Genomic DNA, 17271 nt, shown 5'->3' with positions numbered 1-17271 from the left:
ATCGCTTCTCCGCGCTTGCAGAGGCGTTATTTCGCGATAAACCGGTGCACCGTGCTGAAGTAGTCTCCGTGCGGCCTTTCTTTCGCGATGCCCGCGTACATCAATTCGTCTCCGCCGGCGACCTCGCCCGTTCCGACCCACTCATATTGAAGGCCGGCGTCCAGTCCCTTCAGCTTCAAGCGGTCGAGCTTCGCGTTCGGCTCGTTCAACACGACGACGTGGACGACGAGCGCTTCCCGGCGGTCCGGCGAAACGAACATCCAAGCGGTCTCGTTGCCTTCGAACGGGCTGAGCAGGCGGTAGAAGTCGCCGTATTGGACAAGCCCGCGCACTTCTTTCACCATGGCGACTTGACGTTTCACTTCATCGATCTCCGCTTCCGTGAATTTCGTCAAATCCAGCTCGTAGCCGAAGTTTCCGGACATCGCGACGTCGCCGCGCGTCTTCAGCGGCGTATTCCGCTCCACTTGGTGGTTCGGTACGGCGGACACATGCGCGCCCATGGAGCTGACCGGGTAGACGATGCTCGTGCCGTATTGGATTTTCAACCGGCTGATGGCATCGGAGTTGTCGCTCGTCCACGTTTGGGGCATGTAATAAAGCATGCCGGGATCGAAACGGCCGCCGCCGCCGGAGCAGCTCTCGAACAGGACATTCGGGAATCCCGTCGTGATTTGCTCCAGCACATGATAGAGGCCGAGCATATAACGATGGGCCGTTTCGCGCTGGCGGCTGGCCGGCAGCAGCGCCGAGCCGATCTCCGACATGTTGCGGTTCATGTCCCATTTCACGTACGTAATCGGCGCGCTGCGCAGGATGCTGCTTACGGCTTCCACGATATAGGCCTGAACGTCCGCGCGGGACAGGTCCAGGATCAGCTGCTGCCTTGCTTCGGAGCGGCGGCGGCCGGGCACGTGCAGGCACCAATCCGGATGTGCACGGTACAGGTCGCTGTCCGGGGAAACCATCTCCGGCTCGAACCACAGTCCGAACTCAAGTCCATGGCTGCGTACGCGCTCCGCCAAGTCTTCCAGTCCGTTCGGCAGCTTCTTCTTGTCGACGATCCAGTCGCCAAGCGAACTGTTGTCGCTGTCGCGATGCCCGAACCAGCCGTCGTCGAGCACGAACAGCTCAAGGCCCAGCTCGCTCCCGGCTTTGGCGATCGATTCGATCTTGTCCGCGTTGAAGTTGAAATACGTCGCTTCCCAGTTGTTGACGAGAATCGGACGGACGGCATCGCGGAACGCGCCGCGGCACAACCGGGTCCGGTACAGCTCATGGTACGTCCGCGACATGGCGCCGAGCCCTTCATGCGAGAAGACCATGACCGCTTCCGGCGTTTGGAACGACTCTCCCGCTTCCAGGCGCCAGGAGAAATCGAACGGATTAATGCCCATATAGGCACGCGCCGTATGGAATTGATCCACTTCCACGCCGCCGGCGAAGCTGCCGCTGTACACGAGGCTGAAGCCGAATACGTCGCCGTGATCCTCCGTCGCTCCTTCGGACAGCAGCGCGAAGAACGGATTGTTCATGTGGCTGCTGGAGCCGCGTCGGCTCTCGATCGCTTGGACGCCCGGCGTAAGCGCGCGCTTATGCACGTATCGCTCGCGCGCCCATGCGCCGGACAGCTGGAGCAGTTCGAAGCGGTCATCCGGCAAGTCGACGCTGAAGCTCAGCGCTCGCGTCAGCTGCATGACTTCCGTGCTGGCGTTGATCAACCGTGCCGAGCGGATCACGGCGTCGAACGCTTCGAATACGGTATACGACAGTTCGACCTTCAGGCCGGAGAGCCGATCTTCCAACGTGACGATCAACGTCTCGGCCTCGTCCGCGCGCTCGGCGTAAACGGCGGGCAGTCCCTCCAACGATGGCTTGCCCGCTTGGATCTCGTGCGAGACATAGAGCAGCTCCGTCACTGTCGTCCCGTTCGGCAGCTGCACGGCATACGCCGGGCTGCGGAAGTCGCTGGAGCCGTAGCCCGGGTATTCCTGCGGCAAAGTATCCAGTGAAATGCTGCGGTCCTCCGGAACGGGGTTCGGACTGAAAGATGCACGCTCCACGCGCTTCAGCAGCCGCGACGCGCTGCCCTCGTTAAGCTTGCGGCCCCAGTAGACATGTGCTGGAAACCCTTGCAGGGATTGAAACATGTAGCTCATCGAACGGGTCTGGAGGTGGAATAATCCGCTTTCGGGAATAAACGTGATCGACATTTGAATAAACACCCTTCCTATGGAATAAACGATGCTGTCAGCGATCTTGCTTGATAGTGCCAGTCGTCTACAAGTATAGGCGGTACAAGAAGTACATGACATGGAGGCTTGATGCGATCCTATGGATTAATGTAGGATTATCCGCCTCCGAATCTTTGCATCGCGAACTATTTCAATTCGAACACGCCGGAGTATTTCACGCCCAGCTTGACGTTCACCTTCAGTTCATTCTCTCCCGGCCGCCAGCGTCCTTGCGACATCCGATTCCACGTCCGCAAATGGTGCCGGTAGAGCGTCTCATCGAAGTCGAAAATATCTACCCCTCTCTTCGCCGCCGTATTGTAAGCGGACCGGATCTCCGCTTCGATCTGCTTCTTCGCGAGCCGGACAATCTCGGAGCGCGTCATGCCCTCGCCTAATTCGTTCAACGAGCTCCGGACGCGAACGCTCAGGACGGGCTTCGGAACCCCGTTCTTGATCTCGATGGAACGCTTCACCTTCAGTTCCCTGACCGTGATGCTCGTAAAACCCGTTCCGCCGTTCACGGTCATGACTTCCCGATTGAAGTGCCCGTTGCCCCACTGGATGCCTCGGACTTCCCCGATGGTGAAAAAGGCCGGCCGCCCTTTCGACTTGAAGGCGAACAGTCCGTCGAGCTGCTCCATATGCATCTTCGATTTTGTTTTATGCCAAGTCCGATTATTCACGGAAACGCTGGGCAGCAGCGCCGTCTCCGCTCCTTCGTTGTAATCGGCGACGAAGCGCTGCATCGTCATGGGCTCGAATAAGCTGTCCTGCCGAAACATCAGCTTCGGCTCATAGATGAGGCTCGCCATCTGCGAGCGCTCGAAGAACGCATCCGTCGCGAAAATGTCTTTGAGTTCCGCTTTCGTGCCGAAGATCCAAGCCGTGTATCGCGATACGCGCACGCGATTCAGCGCGTCGAGTATTTCATCCATCTTGTCCATAGCGGGCTCTCGCACGACTACCACCTTCAACTGCTCGAGATTGATTTCGATCTGCGAGGACAGGGAGAGACCGGCGATCGCCGCATGCAAGCTCTTGCCTTTGCCGACGCCGATCCACACTTTGGGCGTGCCCGGGGATGCGTTCTCCGTCTTCGCGATGGCGGCAAAATCCAACAGCTGGAGGCTTACCTCGAATTCGCCGCCTTTAAAATCCACGCCGATGCCCGTCACGAACGCCTCGTCCGCCATCTCTTTGGAATCCCAGCAGCCGGCTAGCAGACAGGTCGAGGCCAGTACGACGAGCAGCGCCAGCGAGCGGAAGAGACCGGCTGCCTGCCGGCTGATCGCCGATACCATCAAGAGCTCCGTTTGGCGCGGTATTTCCATGGCAGCTGGAGCACGGCGGTGAACAGCTTGCGGAATTCGATCGGCGCCAGCGGCTGCATGTAGGGCATGCCGAACGATTCGAGGGAGCATAAGTAAAGCAGAACGGCAAACACCGACACGAAGAATCCGAACAGTCCCAGGAAAGCTGCCGCCGTGATGATAAACAAACGGATGACGGTCACGGAGCCGTTCAGGGACTGGTTCACGAGCGTGAAGGTCGAGACGGCGGTAACGGCCGTGATCACGAGCATCGTCGGCGACGTCAGACCCGCGCGAATCGCCGCGTCCCCGACGATGAGCCCGCCTACGACCGTCACCGTCTGCCCGACGGCCCGCGGCAGCCGGACGCCGGCTTCCCGGAAAATCTCGAACATGAAGACCATCAGGTAGAGCTCCATCTGCGGGCTGAGCGGGAGGCCGAAGCGGGACATCGTGACGGTCGCGAGCAGCGTGAACGGCACCTGGTCGTTATTGTATGCGAGCAGCGCCAGCCAGAAGCCCGGCAGCATGCCGGCAAGCAGGAAGCTGGCCAATCGGATGAACCGTTCGAAGGAGACGAAGTAAAATGGCAAATAGGCATCCTCCGGCGACTTGACGAGATACGATACGTTGACCGGCGCAACCAAGGCTGCCGGCGAACCGTCGACCAGGATGGCGAAACGCCCGTTCATCAACGACTGAACGACGAAGTCGGGACGGCCGACATACGCAATCGTCGGCACCATCGCGATCGAGCGGTCCGCGATCGTAACTTCAAGTTCCCCGGCCCCGTGCAGCACGAGGATGTCGATGCCGTTCAGCCGTTTACGCGCTTCCTCGACGACATCCGGAGACGTGATGCCCTCCATCCACAACAGGCACACCTGCGTCTGCGATTCGGTGCCGAGCGTGAACCATTCGGCCCCCAGCTTCGGCGTGCGCAGTCTCGTCCTGATTAGGGACAAATTGACCGCGATGGTTTCGACGAAGCCGTCGCGCGGTCCTTTGACCGACAGCTCCAAGGTCGATTCTTCGATGCTTCTGGCGGGCTGACCGGGGCTGTCGACGACAAACAGGACGTTCGTCGATTCATTCAGCAGGATAATCTGTCCGCCGAATAACTGTTCGAACACCCCTTTGCCTTCGGGACCCGGATCCAGCCGCCGGATAAGCGGATTCGCTTCGATATCGAACGCCAGACTGCCGTCGTTATCGAACATGGTCTGGACGTAGCGAAAATCGACCATGCCCGGCACGTAGGCGACCGTGTACCGTACCTGTCTTTCCGCATCCGGCACGGTACGCACGACGCTCTTCAACGATACATCGCCGCAGCGCGAAAGCTGGCCGCGAAGCCATTCAGAGGTTATTGCTGGCATGGACGTCGTCGCCGGCGCCGGTTTGCCGCTGCTGGGAACCATCGGAACTCCTCCCTTTCGGCAGCCCATGGAACGAGAGCAGCCAGATCGTAGTCGTAACGAGCACAATAAGGACCAAATCGACAATAAAAACAAGGCGGATGACATGCTCGGCTTGAATCATCATTTTGGCCAGCACGTTCGCCAGCACGATGTAGATTACCCCAAGGATGCCGACGAACCAAGCGCGGCCCTTCCGTCCCCGGACCGGAATCAGCTCCATCATCAGGTTCAAGCCGAGCGACACGCGGATGAAAGCGCCGGACATCCATTGGAAGATCGCGAAGAAATCGACATGCTCGAAGTATTTGCCGATGGACACGAGTCGCCACTGGGAGAACGCCGGATAACGGAGCTTCTCCGCCTCGATCGGTCCGAACTCCGTAATGGCTCCGATGGTCGGCCCCGTCATCAGGATCATGATGAACCCGGAGAAGGTGACGATCTGCCAGAGCTTGATCGGATGTTTCAAATAATGCTGCAGGAAGATCACGAGGAAAATCTCCATCGCGCAGCTCAGCGCGTAGAGCATGCCGTGCATCGGAGCGCCCCACCCATGCTCCAGCATCGGCAGCAGGACGCTGTAGTTCTTATGCGGCATGTTGGCGCTCATGACGAAATCGCCGAGGATGACGACGACCGGCAGCAGCATGCAGGAGACGAAAGCGATCGAACGAAGGCCGCACAGCGCGGCCGAGGCAATCAGCATCATCATCACGGTCTGCACGACGATCTCCGGCGTGAGCGGAAGGAAGGTAGCCGACGTCCAAGCCGTCGTCTCCACGTAGGATTGAAAGCTGGTGACGAGCAGGAACAGCAGCACCGGCGCGACGACCAGCCAAGCTCCCGCCGGCGACAGCCTCGAACGCAGCCACTCGCGCAGATTCGCTTGTTTGGTACGCTTGATGGGGCCGTAGACAAAGATCGCGAGCCACGGAACGATCACGACGAAGGCCAGCAGGCCGCACATCCATGCATCCCTCATGCTGACGTCGAGCACCGCGGGCAGCACGATCACGTGCGAAGACAGTCCGACGGATAGCGTCAGCATCATAAACATCGGCCAATGGCCCAGGGTGCCTTCCTTCATTAGCAGTCGCCTCCCTTTGTCATTTCGGCATAGTTTTGCCAACGCGGCCATAAAAAAACCGGCCGCTCCCGAATTCGCATTCGGGAGCGGCCGGCGGCCGTTCGGATAGAAAGCAGCTGGTGGAACTGGCCGCGGATGGATCGATCAGGCGATAACGCCTTTCTTGAGAATCAGATTCGCGTACAGCGCGCTCTCGCCCGTCGCGACGATGGCGTACGCCTGACGCGCGCGCTCATAGAACGCGAAGCGTTCTACCTGCTCGAACGGCGAGGACAGGCCTGCGCGAGCGTCGATGATTCCGCCGTACACGGACCAGATCGGCGTCTCGACCGGGTCGCCGGGAACGACCTGCATCAGCGAAGCGGGCTTATCGACATAAGGATCGAGCGGGAACAGCTGAAGAATAGCGTCCAGCAGCTCCGGAATGGGATGGCCGTCGCAGCGGACCAGACGCCGGGCGTGGCTGGCCGCCGGAAAGTTCGCGTCGGCCAGGACGAGCTCGTCGCCGTGGCCCATCTCCATGAGGATTTTAAGCAGGTCCGGCGAGATGATCTTGGGAATACCGTGCAGCATGAGTGAAGTTCCTCCTTCGTTAAAGAACAATTGGGCGATGATAGCGAGAAATCAATCGCAGTACGTCGAGCTCGCGCGCTTAACGGGCATCGGCGATGCCGATGTCGTCCAGCATGACCTTGCCTTGGTCGCTCGTAAAGTAAAACGTGATCCGCGATAACCGGGCCGGATCGAATTGGCTGCCGCTGCTCCGAAATGCCTCGAAAGGCAGGCCGTACGTTTGGAAGACCGGTTCCGTCGGCTGCTTGTACTTGCCGTTCTTGATGCGCTTCTCCATCCACGGGAACAGCGTGAAGTGCGTATAGGGCAGCGGCGTCACCGCCTTGAACTCCGAGAGCGGCAGCCGTACCGAGGCGCCGTTGCGGCTCTCAAGCTCGATATCGACCTTCGGCAGCGGAATGCCCGAGATTCCGCCTTTGCCCGAGGCCGAGGCCTCTTCGAAGCCTGGCAGTTCTCTCTCCAGGTTCGTCATGTTGAAGACCAATTCCTGCCCGGACGCCGGCGATCCGCCGTGCAGCGCATCCACCGTCTCCGGCAGCAGCAGCGTATAGCTGCCATCCCCCTGCTTCCACTGCAGAACCGCGCCCCGCGTTCCCTTGTCGTTGCCGTCGCGGTCCTCTGCCGCGGCCTCCGACCATTGCAGCCGCTCCGCGCTCGCGGTTACGCCGTTGTCCAGCTTCGCCTTATCGTAATCGCCGTCGATCCGGGCGAGCGGAACGAAGCTGCCGTCTTCGTACCGATTCAAGTAGGTAGCCGTCGGCAGCCAAGCTTCCCCGACGCGAAAATCGCGGAACAGCGGTTTATACTGCTTGCTTCCTTGCAGCGCCGTTTCCAGGAAGGCAGAGACGTACACCTTCGCGACTTGGCGCTGGTCGCCCGCATCCATCATCTCGTTCTTGCGCAGGAGCAGGCCGCCGGGCAAGCTGTCATCCATGGTCCCCCAGCTCGTATTGAACCGGCTGTGGTTCGCTTCCCCGATGTACAGCGTGGTCTTGAAGCGATCCGAGCCCGGCGTGAAGCGGGAGCGGATATACTGGCGCTCCCCGCCGAACGTATCGACGTCGCCGTCGCTCGCTCCTTGCAGCGACATGTAATACGTATCCTTCAGCTCCGCTTTCTTCTTGTCGACCAGCGTATCCGTCGGCGCGATCGCGATGACCGCTTGAATCCGTATCTGGTCCAATCCGGCGAGCGTCTTGTCCTCGGCGAACCACTTGGAACGGTCCGCTGCCATCGCGACGGCTTGTCCGCCGCGGGAATGGCCGATCAGCGCGACTTGCCGCAGATCGACTTTATGATAGAACGGACTGCCAGCTTGCGCGCTGAAAGCTTGAATCTGCTGCAGGTGCTTCAGCAGCATCCAAGCGCGCACTTTCATATCATTGTTCGGAATGTTGCCCCAGAAGGAATAGTTCAGGAAGTTCTCGTCCACCGAGACCGCGATATATCCCCGGCTCGCGAGCATCTCGCCCAAGTAGGCATAGCCGTCATCCGAGAACTGCTCCATCAAATGATTGCCGTGCACGATCAGCACGAGCGGAAACGGCCCCTGACCCTCCGGCATCCACACGCGGCCGTTCACCGGCAGCTTGGTTTCGTCGAAGCCCCAGAACAAGCTCCGCACCCATTTCCAGCGGGAGATATACGAGGAAGCGTCGACGGTCTTCGTCGTCAGCGACGCTCCGGAAGCGAAATCTTCCCGTTTGGAATCGGTCCCGCTGCCATACGTGAAGGCTTGTACGGGATACGGGCCGGCTGCAGAAGGATCCTCGGCTCCGAGCTGCGCGACTGCCGGCTCTTCCGATACGACCTGGGCGTCCGCCGGCACATCGCCGTATACGTTCATGGGCCATCGGTCGAAGCTGAGACCCGTCAGCGTAATGACGACGACAAGCGCGAGCTTGACGATAACCGATACCCGCCGGTGGGCGAGCAACCCGACGAACAACCCTCCGGCCAAGCCGATGCCTGCCAAAATGACCGCAAGCGCGAACGACATCCAATCGCCGAGGCTGGCTTTATCGGCAATAAACCATACTGCTGCGCCCGTGAAGGCGAGCACTCCCGTCGTCAGTCGAGGCAGAGGCACATAGCAAAGCGACAGCACGTAAGCTGCCGCAACTCCCGCCAATCCCATGGCCAGCGTACCGAGCAGTACGGCCGCCGCCGCATCGAAGAGCATTCCGATGCCTGTCGGCATGCCGAGCGCCGTTATGACGAGCACGGTGCCGAACACGGCCCACAAGCCGACGATCGCGGCTCGCCATAGCGCCGTATCGAATCGAAGCGCGACCCGCCCCCTGTAGAACAGCCAAGCCGCTGTCCGCTTCCATGCGGGCGGCTTCCGCTGCGGAATCGGCGAAGGCATAATCGGCGCATTCGGCGTATTCAGTTCAAGTTCCATAGGCAGCTCCTAGTCGATGCGTCTTGGAATCGTTTGTATTTCTCCTAATCTAGCTCTTCTGCCAATCTAGCATGCAGAGGTGCATCATCTGCTTCTTCTAGTAAATTATACGACGAATCCGCTGCCTGACCAATACGAATTTGTTGACACTAATGGCAGCCGAATCGGACGGTGATCGACAAAATCTCGCTGCGGCTGCCGATGCGAATCGGCGGACCCCACGTGCCGAAGCCGGAGGATACGAACGCATGCAGGCGCCCGATCTGCTTGTAGCCCCAGTCCAGCTCGAATATCCGGCGGGTAATCCAATGATTCGGAGCCATTTGCCCGCGGTGCGTATGGCCGGACAGCGACAAGTCCACGCCCGAATCGGCGATCTCCCGCAGCGCGGACGGCTGATGATCCATCAGAATCCACGGCTTGCCGGAATCGAGACCCGCCGTCAATTCGGCGACGGAGGCACGGGAACGGTCGGTCTTGTCTTTGCGTCCGATCAGATAGAAGCTGTCGCCGAGCAATAAAGCCTCGTCGAGCAGGACGGGCATCTGCAGCTCGCTCATCGCCGGTACGTAGGTTTCGATGCCGCCGCCGTAATATTCGTGATTGCCCAGAACCGCGTAGACGCCTAACGTTGCCTGCATCTGCGCAAGTTGATGCCCGTACTGCCGTCGGATGAAAGGTTCGACATCGTCATCCAGCACGTCCCCCGGGAGCAGCACGAGATCCGGTTGCAGCTCGTTCACGCGCCGGACGAGCCGAGCCAGGTGACGCTTCCCGACCGTCGTGCCGAGATGCAGGTCGGAAGCGACCGCAATGTGCAGCTCCTTCCATTCGCCGGCCGTTTTGGACAGCTCGACCTCATGCTTCCGCACGATCGGCGACCAGGCGTTCCACGAACCCCGCAGCATAATGACCAGCAAAATCACAATAACGGAGGTGCCCACGGACATAATAGCATCAGCAGGCGGCACGGATTGCGACCGAAGCAGCCAAGCGGCCAAATCCGCGAACGGCAGCAGCAGCACCGCGTATTCGAAGACGGCGAGCCAGTATGAACCGACCCGCTTCAACCCCAGCCCGACCCAGACGGGCAGCCTGCGGCGAAGCAGCCGCGCGATCAAGTAACCGAACGCCCCGACCGCGTATATCGGCCAATACAAGGCTGCGTAAACATTTCCGCCGAAGCCCAGCCACTCCCCTAGATAGAGCTTCAAGTGCCAGCCCACATACCCTTGCAGACCAAATAAAATCAACAGCATCACATACGGCCGTGCGGACATTCTACGTTTCATGGCGTCTCCCAGCTCCTCTGGCGGCGTTCACAAAATATCCGATCCATTCATCCTTCTTGCTTCTATGAATCTAGTATAGCGGCTTGCGGGAGTAAAAGCGAAGCAGGCTTAATCGGACAAAGGAACGGCAGGAAATAACAGGCTTTTCCACGAATTAATACAAGGATACGCTGTCGATATTCTATTGATTGTAAGCGCATTCAAATTCATTAAGATTACGAAACTTCCGTGCCTCGCAAGCATGGCCGGAGGTTATCGTTTGTTCGCGAAAGGGGGAATGCGTCCGCGCCCGAATCGGACACCGGTTGCCAGTCTCTTGCATCGAAGAACGACGCAATCGCTTAACCAAACCTTCTTAAGGAGCGTGTGTTCATGAAAAAAATCTTTCTGCTGCTGCTGCTCGGCACCTTGCTGCTCGGGCTGGCGCCGGCCATCGGCGCGCAAGGCGGCGCCGGAACCGCCTATGCCGCAGACGCGTGGGGGCCGCTTGCCGGAACCGACGATCTCGGCCGCACCCTGCCGCAGACTGCCTCCGTCGGCGTACCGAAGGCAAACCGGACGGTCGCCCTGTTCTACTTCCTCTGGCAGCAGCGCGGCTCGATCAATCCGACCAACTGGGTCATCAGCGACGTCGTCTCCTCCCACCCCGGCGTGCTCTCCGACATGAACAGCCCTTATTGGTACAGCGCCATTGGCAGCGGCAGCATGTATTATTGGGGCCAGCCCATCTACAACTACTACGACAGCTCCGATTACTGGGTTCAGCTCAAGAACGTGCAGCTGCTGACCGACGCCAACGTCGACATCCTCGTTATCGACGCCACCAACGCCGTCACTTACTCCAACGTGGCGAACATCCTCATGAACGCGATCGACGCGGTGAAAGCGCAGGGCAAAAACCCGCCGAAGGTCGTCTTCTACACGAATACGAATTCCGGAAGCACGATGCAGCAGATTTATAACGATTTCTATAAGCCGGGCGCCCCTTACGCGCATCCGAACAGCGTTTACTATCTCGACGGCAAGCCCTTGATCATCGGCCTGAGCGGACAAGCGGCAGGCCACGATTACCAGAGCTTCTTCACCTACCGCGAATCGCAGTGGCCCAACGAGGGCCAGAAAACGAACGGCTGGCCGTGGCTCGAATTCGTCCGCCCGCAGCGCGTGTATACGAACGCGAGCGGCCAGCGCGAGATCGTCAACGTCTCCGTCGCCCAGCATCCGAACGGGATCTTCGGCGATACGGCGCTCTACGGCGTTCCCGGGGCCTGGGGCCGCAGCTACCATAACGGCGCCAACGGCAGCGAGCCGGCGGATACGCCGTTCGGCTACAACGTCCAAGAACAATGGGACTACGCCATCGCGCAGCAGACGCCGTTCATCTTCGTCACCGGCTGGAACGAATGGATCGCCGGCCGCTGGGATTACGGCAACGGCAAATCCAACTTCGTCGACCTTGCGACCGCCGAATACAGCCGCGATATCGAACCGACGCTCACCGGCAATCTGAAAGACAACTATTATATGCAGATGGTCGACAATATCCGGCGTTACAAGGGCATCGAGCCCATCCCGACCCCAAGCGCGGCCAAGACGATCGCGAGCTTCGGCGATTGGGCGGACGTCTCTCCGTCCTACCGCGATTACACGGGCGACACGCTGGCCCGCAATTCCATCGCCGCGCCGGCGGGCATCACGTACGCGAACAACACCGGGCGCAACGACTTCGACACGCTGAAGGTGAGCCGCGACGCTAGCAATCTGTACTTCTATGCCAAAACCGCAGCCAACGTCACCGCCAATTCAGGCAGCAACTGGATGCGGCTCTATCTCGACATCGACCATAATCCGGCCACCGGCTGGAAGGGCTACGATTATCGCGTCGCCGGAGGCAGCGCGCTCCAGCATTACGCGAGCGGAAGCTGGACGAGCGCCGGAACAGTGACGTATTCCGTCAGCGGCAAGGAAATGATGATCACCATCCCGCGCAGCGCCGTCGGCAGCCCAGCGGATCCGCTTCAATTCGAATTCAAATGGTCGGACAACATGCAAACGGACACCGACCCGCTCGACTGGTACGTGAACGGGGATGCGGCTCCCGGCGCGCGGCTGAGCTTCACCTACTCCACGGCGACGCCAGCGGCTCTGCCGGCCGTCTCGAACGGCAGCTTCGAGACGCCGGCTATCTCCGGGTTCCAGTACAACCCGTCCGGCTCGGGCTGGACGTTTGATCCGGGATTCACCGGCATCGAGCATAACGGCAGCGCGTTCGGCGCCCCGAACGCGCCGGACGGCACCCAGGCGGCAATCCTGCAGCGAACGGGCTCCTTCAACCAGGCGGTGAACTTCCCCGCTTCCGGCACGTTCCAGATTTCCTTCAGCGCGGCGAAGCGGGCCGGGAACGATCAGACGGTGAAGGTGTATATCGACTCCACGCTGATCGCCACGGTCACGCCGACGAACACGAGCGCGTTCACCGCGTACAAGACGAGCCCGTTCACGGTGACGGCCGGCAGTCACACCGTCAAATTCGCCGGCCAGTCGGCGGACGACAACACGGCCTTCGTCGACCAGGTCGCCGTGCAGGCGCTGCCGGTCGTCGCGAACGCCGGCTTCGAGACGCCGGCCGTACCGACGCTGCAATACAACCCATCCGGCTCGGGCTGGATCTTCGACTCCGGCTATGCGGGCATCGAGCATAACGGCAGCGCGTTCGGCGCGCCGAACGCGCCCGAAGGAACGCAGGCCGCCTTCGTGCAGCGCAGCGGCTTCGTCAAGCAAAACGTGACGTTTCCCGCTGCGGGCAGTTTCAAAGTCACATTCTCCGCGGCGAAACGTCCGGGAGACGGCGACCAAACGCTCAAGGTCTACATGGATTCGACGCTCATCGGCACCTTCACGCCGACGAATACGAGCGCGTTCGCGGCATTCGAGACGAGCGGGTTCACCGCGACGCCAGGCGTGCACACCATCACGTTCGCCGGACAGGCGGTGCCGGACTGCACCGATTTCATCGATCAGGTGGCCGTGGTCCTGAACTAGCCTTCGCGGACGGCGGCTTAGCGGAACGCCCGCAGTGTTAGGCATTGCGCGGATCGATGCAGAAGGCCATCTCACGAAGCGCCGCAGCTAAGCATTACGCGGAGCGGAGCAGGAACGGCCTACAACGAGAAAGCCTCCAAGCGCCCAATGGGCGGCCTGGAGGCTTTTTCGTGTTCAGAGATTGCGATGCTCGCGCGGCGTCGTCCCGAAGCGCTTCTTGAAGGCCCGTTCGAAATGCGGAAGCGTATTGAAGCCGGACGCGAAGCAGATCTCGGTCACCGGCAGCCGGGTCGTCTTCAGCAGCGACTTGGCGAACTGCAGGCGAAGTTCCTGCACGTAGGCTTGGAAGGTGACGCCCGTCCCTTTGCGAAAGCATTCGCTGAAATAGTTGGGCGACAAGCCGCAGCTCCCCGCAGCTTCCTCCAACGCCATCGTCTCCCGAAAATGATGCTGGATGTAGATGAGCGCCTTGCGGACCGCGGGTTGAATCGGCTGAATTGGCTGATTCTCCGCAAGTCTGCCGGAAGCCTCTGCCCGCGACTCCCTGCTGCCGCGGGACAGCTGGATGAGCAGCCGCTCGACGCTGCCCTGCACCAGCATGCCGCTTCCAGCCTGCCAGTTCTCGGACTCTTCCCAGATCAGCTCGAATTCCCGCTCCGCCGCGGCGGTTTCCTCCGGGCCGTAGCCGGCGGTATGATGCGTCCCATGGGCGAACAGCAGCTCTTGCAGCGGCTCGCGGATGAAGTGCCCGCCGAAAATCAAATCGTACAGCTGCAGCGAATCGCCGGGGTCCGGCTCCAGGCTGTGAAAATCCGCCGGCGTCAACAGGAACGCGTCGCCCCGGCCGATGCGCAGCGGAACGCCGTTCAATACATGGGTTCCGCTGCCCGCGACGACGAAGCCCATTTCGTAAAATTCATGCCAATGCGTATCGATATGCCCGTCCAACCGCTGCTTGAATAGGCGTACGGGCGAAGACTGCGTCATATAGCTGTCGTTGGTCAATCGCTCGGGACTCTTGTAGACGCTCATGCCTTCGCTCCGCCTCCCCATCGTACTGGATTCCACCATTCCTTAAGCGGCTGGAAGCGTGATTGCTCCGTTCGCTCGCGCGTAAGGTCTATTATACATTCACGAAGGGATTGCCCGCGATATCCTTTCCGCGCGCGAGCCAAATTTTGAAGCCCGGATTCTTCTCCGGCAGCACCTTCGCTTCCGTGGAGAAGTAGCGCATCGTATAACCGCAGCGGCGGTGAGGACTCTTGTTCGGCGTCGCGCCGTGGATGATTCGCGAATCGTGGATCGAGCATTGGCCCGGCTCCAGCTCGAAGTAGACCGCCTGCGACTCGTCGATATTTTTGATTTGCGTAGCGAAAATATTCTCGTTCTCGTTCACGGCCTCGTAATCCGAGAAGCCGTTCTTGTGCGTGCCCGGAATGACCCGCATGCAGCCGTTCTCCTTGTTGCTGCGATCGATGGCCAGCCATACCGTCGCGATTTTGTCGAAGCGGTCGAGACGGCCGTTCCAGTAAGCGGAATCCTCGTGCCACGGCGTCTGCTTGCCGATCAGCGGCTCCTTGCAGATGAAATGGCTCGACCAGAGGCCGATGTTCGGCCCGAGAATCGGCTCGACAAGATCCAGCACCTCGTCCGCGAGCAGGAATTCCAGCAGCCGCTCGTCGCGGAAATGCGGCGTATCGAGTTCGCTGTTCAGGCGGCGTCCGACCGTTTCCCACTGCTCCTCGAATATCCTCGACAACTCCGCTTGCTTCTCGTCGCTGAACAACCGGGTCTTGCACAGCGCATACCCGTTTTCATTGTAAAATTCGACTTCCGCCTGCGTTAATTGGGCTTTTGCAATATTGGACATGAATGCCGCCTCCTGAATTTTGGGGTACCTGCGTTATTTACGGTTGGTAGAAGCCTTCCATGACCCCATTATCGCGCGATTGCCGCGAAAGCGCTTTTCTTCTTCACCGGAAAAGTATGCATATGTTCGGATTATGCCGAGAATCTGGCATGGTAACGGACAGCAAAAAGCCGCAGCCCTTGAGAGGGTGCGGCTTCCGGATGCGGTCAGGCCCTATCTATAGCTTGCTTAATGATACGTGAACTCGCCTACGTCGATCCCGCACGGGCCTCCGTCCGGATTGCCTTCCAGTACGACTTCCGAGCCGTCGGCCTTGTAGAGCGGGTTGTAATGAACGCTGATCGTAGCCGCGGAAGAATTGGCGTAATGGCAGATGAACGCGCGGCGGAATTGATCCTTCGTCTTATTCCGGTACGAACCGTGAATCAGGTTGCCGTTGAAGAAGAGCACGTCGCCTTTGTCCATAATGACCGGCATGACGACCCCGTCCTTCGGCGGCTTCACGAAATGGTTCGTGAACGACTCCTTCGTATCGGCTTCTTCCGGACAGGAGATTTCATGCGCTTGCGTCTTCGGCACGATCAACAGACCGCCGTTCTCTTCATGGGCGGCATCGACCGCCGTCCATGCGGCGATGCAGTTGCCCGGCTCGACCTTCAGATAGAAATTGTCTTGATGCAGCGCCTGGCCTCTGGAGCCCGGAGGCTTGTAGTAGAACATGCTTTGGGCCGCATAGGCCTCTTCGCCGTACAAATCGGCCAGCACCTCGAGTACCGGCGGATGAAGCATGAATCGCTTCGCCGTGTCGTTGAAGCGGTGCGGATGCATGACGCGCGGATACCGCTGCAGCGGATCCTGGGATTCGCCGGACAGGTTCGGCTCGAAGTAGCCGGGAACCGTTTCCGTGCTCATTTTCTCGAAGGTTTGCTCGATTTCTCCCAAGTTGTCCGGCGAAAACAATCCTTTGACGATCAAGTAACCTTCCGTATCGAATTGCCGCTTCTGTTCTTCCGTAATCGCGCGAAGTAGCTGTGCCATTATCGTTCCCCCTGTGCATGAGTTGACATGAAATGCATGTGCTTCCTATGACTACATTGTAGAATGATCCGTCTCAAAGCTGAAGTAAGAATTATGCTGAAAACTGCTGCAATCCTGCTATAATGAACCTATTCTTAAATTGGCTGGGGGCGTGGCACCGGTATGAGCGCAATCGACAAACGACTGCCTTCGATGATCAAGGAACAAGGAGCAAATGCCGTCATTGCCGGACATTTCAATCAGTCGGACACGTATTTCATCAAAAGGCCGGGCGGCATGAGCGACTGGCTGATTACGTACACCTTGGATGGAAGCGGTTATTTCCTCATCGATGGAGAGGAACGATTCTGCCAGGCCGGCGAAGTAACGCTGATGCAGCCGGGAGTTCCTCACCAATATGGAACGCGCAAAGGCGGCCACTGGAATTTCATCTGGGCGCATTTCACCTCTCGGATTACGGAAACGAGCCTGCTGCCGGGCGAGCAGCTGCTGATTCATGCCTTGGACAACGAATCGGCGCGCAAACGGGCCGGGCGGGCATTCCAACGAATCCTCTCGGACGCCATCGAGCAGAGCGCGTTCTGGGGGGAGTTGTGCGAGAATACGATTCGGGAGGTTATCCTGCTGCTCGCGCAGCGGTATGCCAAGCCGCTCGATCCGCGGATCGAGGAGGTGCGTTACCTGCTCTCTTCCCGTATGCGGGAGCCCGTTCGGATTGAAGACTTGGCGCAGGAGATCGGTTTATCGCCATCCAGGCTGTCGCATCTCTACAAGGAATCGACCGGCATGTCCATCATCGATTCCTTGAACGATATGCGGATCCGGCAGGCGGCCGTGCTTCTCGAGCATACCGGACGGCAGGCGTCCGAAGTTGCGGCGGATGTCGGCTTCGAGAACTATAACCATTTTGCCAATCAGTTCCGCAAGCGCTTCGGCGTCAATCCGCGGAGCTACAAGAATGCGCCGCGGGATTCCCGATAGCGCCGCTTCCGGCCTT

12 protein-coding genes are annotated in these 17271 nt (G+C 59.6%); 2 read left to right on the top strand and 10 right to left on the bottom strand.

The annotated features are described in order from the left end of the window. Nucleotides 1-26 precede the first annotated feature (26 nt). From GT003_RS02220 to GT003_RS02190, 7 genes are all read right to left on the bottom strand, one after another. Nucleotides 27-2213, bottom strand: coding sequence for an alpha-galactosidase (locus tag GT003_RS02220; RefSeq protein ID WP_161693934.1), 2187 nt, complete (start codon nucleotides 2211-2213; stop codon nucleotides 27-29). Nucleotides 2214-2380: 167 nt separating this feature from the next. Beyond that, nucleotides 2381-3538, bottom strand: a complete 1158-nt coding sequence (locus GT003_RS02215; protein ID WP_161693932.1) for a Ger(x)C family spore germination protein — start codon at nucleotides 3536-3538, stop codon at nucleotides 2381-2383. Continuing rightward, on the bottom strand, nucleotides 3538-4968 hold the full coding sequence (locus GT003_RS02210; RefSeq protein ID WP_161693930.1) for a spore germination protein: 1431 nt from the start codon (nucleotides 4966-4968) through the stop codon (nucleotides 3538-3540). Before GT003_RS02210 ends, GT003_RS02215 begins: the two co-directional genes overlap by 1 nt. Then, a complete protein-coding gene (locus GT003_RS02205; RefSeq protein ID WP_161693928.1) occupies nucleotides 4907-6055 on the bottom strand; it encodes a GerAB/ArcD/ProY family transporter in 1149 nt (382 codons plus the stop codon). Before GT003_RS02205 ends, GT003_RS02210 begins: the two co-directional genes overlap by 62 nt. 144 nt (nucleotides 6056-6199) lie before the next feature. After that, entirely contained in the window at nucleotides 6200-6628 is a 429-nt protein-coding gene (locus GT003_RS02200; RefSeq protein WP_161693926.1) for an RbsD/FucU family protein, read from the bottom strand. A gap of 79 nt (nucleotides 6629-6707) precedes the next feature. Continuing rightward, nucleotides 6708-9032 (bottom strand): alpha/beta hydrolase family protein, encoded by a 2325-nt coding sequence (locus tag GT003_RS02195; protein ID WP_161693924.1) that lies wholly within the window; start codon nucleotides 9030-9032, stop codon nucleotides 6708-6710. 149 nt (nucleotides 9033-9181) lie between these two features. Beyond that, on the bottom strand, nucleotides 9182-10324 hold the full coding sequence (locus GT003_RS02190; RefSeq protein WP_161693922.1) for a metallophosphoesterase: 1143 nt from the start codon (nucleotides 10322-10324) through the stop codon (nucleotides 9182-9184). Nucleotides 10325-10696: 372 nt separating this feature from the next. Here GT003_RS02190 and GT003_RS02185 point away from each other — a divergent pair, with 372 nt between their 5' ends. Beyond that, nucleotides 10697-13366, top strand: a complete 2670-nt coding sequence (locus GT003_RS02185; protein ID WP_161693920.1) for a DUF642 domain-containing protein — start codon at nucleotides 10697-10699, stop codon at nucleotides 13364-13366. A 174-nt stretch (nucleotides 13367-13540) separates the two neighbouring features. Here GT003_RS02185 and GT003_RS02180 read toward each other — a convergent pair whose 3' ends face one another. The 3 genes from GT003_RS02180 to GT003_RS02170 all read right to left on the bottom strand — a co-directional run bounded on the left by GT003_RS02180 (nucleotide 13541) and on the right by GT003_RS02170 (nucleotide 16274). Next, on the bottom strand, nucleotides 13541-14398 hold the full coding sequence (locus GT003_RS02180; RefSeq protein ID WP_161693918.1) for a helix-turn-helix domain-containing protein: 858 nt from the start codon (nucleotides 14396-14398) through the stop codon (nucleotides 13541-13543). 91 nt (nucleotides 14399-14489) lie between these two features. Further along, nucleotides 14490-15236 (bottom strand): phytanoyl-CoA dioxygenase family protein, encoded by a 747-nt coding sequence (locus tag GT003_RS02175; RefSeq protein WP_161693916.1) that lies wholly within the window; start codon nucleotides 15234-15236, stop codon nucleotides 14490-14492. 228 nt (nucleotides 15237-15464) lie between these two features. Further along, a complete protein-coding gene (locus tag GT003_RS02170) occupies nucleotides 15465-16274 on the bottom strand; it encodes a phytanoyl-CoA dioxygenase family protein (RefSeq protein WP_161693914.1) in 810 nt (269 codons plus the stop codon). 162 nt (nucleotides 16275-16436) lie between these two features. Between GT003_RS02170 and GT003_RS02165 the strand changes: the two genes are divergently transcribed. After that, a complete protein-coding gene (locus GT003_RS02165) occupies nucleotides 16437-17255 on the top strand; it encodes a helix-turn-helix domain-containing protein (protein ID WP_239565639.1) in 819 nt (272 codons plus the stop codon). The last annotated feature ends 16 nt before the right edge of the window (nucleotides 17256-17271 follow it).

It is taken from the genome of Paenibacillus sacheonensis, from assembly GCF_009909195.1.
Taxonomy (GTDB): domain Bacteria; phylum Bacillota; class Bacilli; order Paenibacillales; family Paenibacillaceae; genus Paenibacillus_Z; species Paenibacillus_Z sacheonensis.
This window is presented reverse-complemented; position numbering and strand designations above follow the sequence as displayed.

Bases quoted from the DNA above. Each gene is read 5' to 3' on its own strand.
- GT003_RS02220 (WP_161693934.1), bottom strand. From the start codon at position 2,213: ATGTCGATCACGTTTATTCCCGAAAGCGGATTATTCCACCTCCAGACC.
- GT003_RS02215 (WP_161693932.1), bottom strand. From the start codon at position 3,538: ATGGTATCGGCGATCAGCCGGCAGGCAGCCGGTCTCTTCCGCTCGCTG.
- GT003_RS02210 (WP_161693930.1), bottom strand. From the start codon at position 4,968: ATGGTTCCCAGCAGCGGCAAACCGGCGCCGGCGACGACGTCCATGCCA.
- GT003_RS02205 (WP_161693928.1), bottom strand. From the start codon at position 6,055: ATGAAGGAAGGCACCCTGGGCCATTGGCCGATGTTTATGATGCTGACG.
- GT003_RS02200 (WP_161693926.1), bottom strand. From the start codon at position 6,628: ATGCTGCACGGTATTCCCAAGATCATCTCGCCGGACCTGCTTAAAATC.
- GT003_RS02195 (WP_161693924.1), bottom strand. From the start codon at position 9,032: ATGGAACTTGAACTGAATACGCCGAATGCGCCGATTATGCCTTCGCCG.
- GT003_RS02190 (WP_161693922.1), bottom strand. From the start codon at position 10,324: ATGAAACGTAGAATGTCCGCACGGCCGTATGTGATGCTGTTGATTTTA.
- GT003_RS02185 (WP_161693920.1), top strand. From the start codon at position 10,697: ATGAAAAAAATCTTTCTGCTGCTGCTGCTCGGCACCTTGCTGCTCGGG.
- GT003_RS02180 (WP_161693918.1), bottom strand. From the start codon at position 14,398: ATGAGCGTCTACAAGAGTCCCGAGCGATTGACCAACGACAGCTATATG.
- GT003_RS02175 (WP_161693916.1), bottom strand. From the start codon at position 15,236: ATGTCCAATATTGCAAAAGCCCAATTAACGCAGGCGGAAGTCGAATTT.
- GT003_RS02170 (WP_161693914.1), bottom strand. From the start codon at position 16,274: ATGGCACAGCTACTTCGCGCGATTACGGAAGAACAGAAGCGGCAATTC.
- GT003_RS02165 (WP_239565639.1), top strand. From the start codon at position 16,437: ATGAGCGCAATCGACAAACGACTGCCTTCGATGATCAAGGAACAAGGA.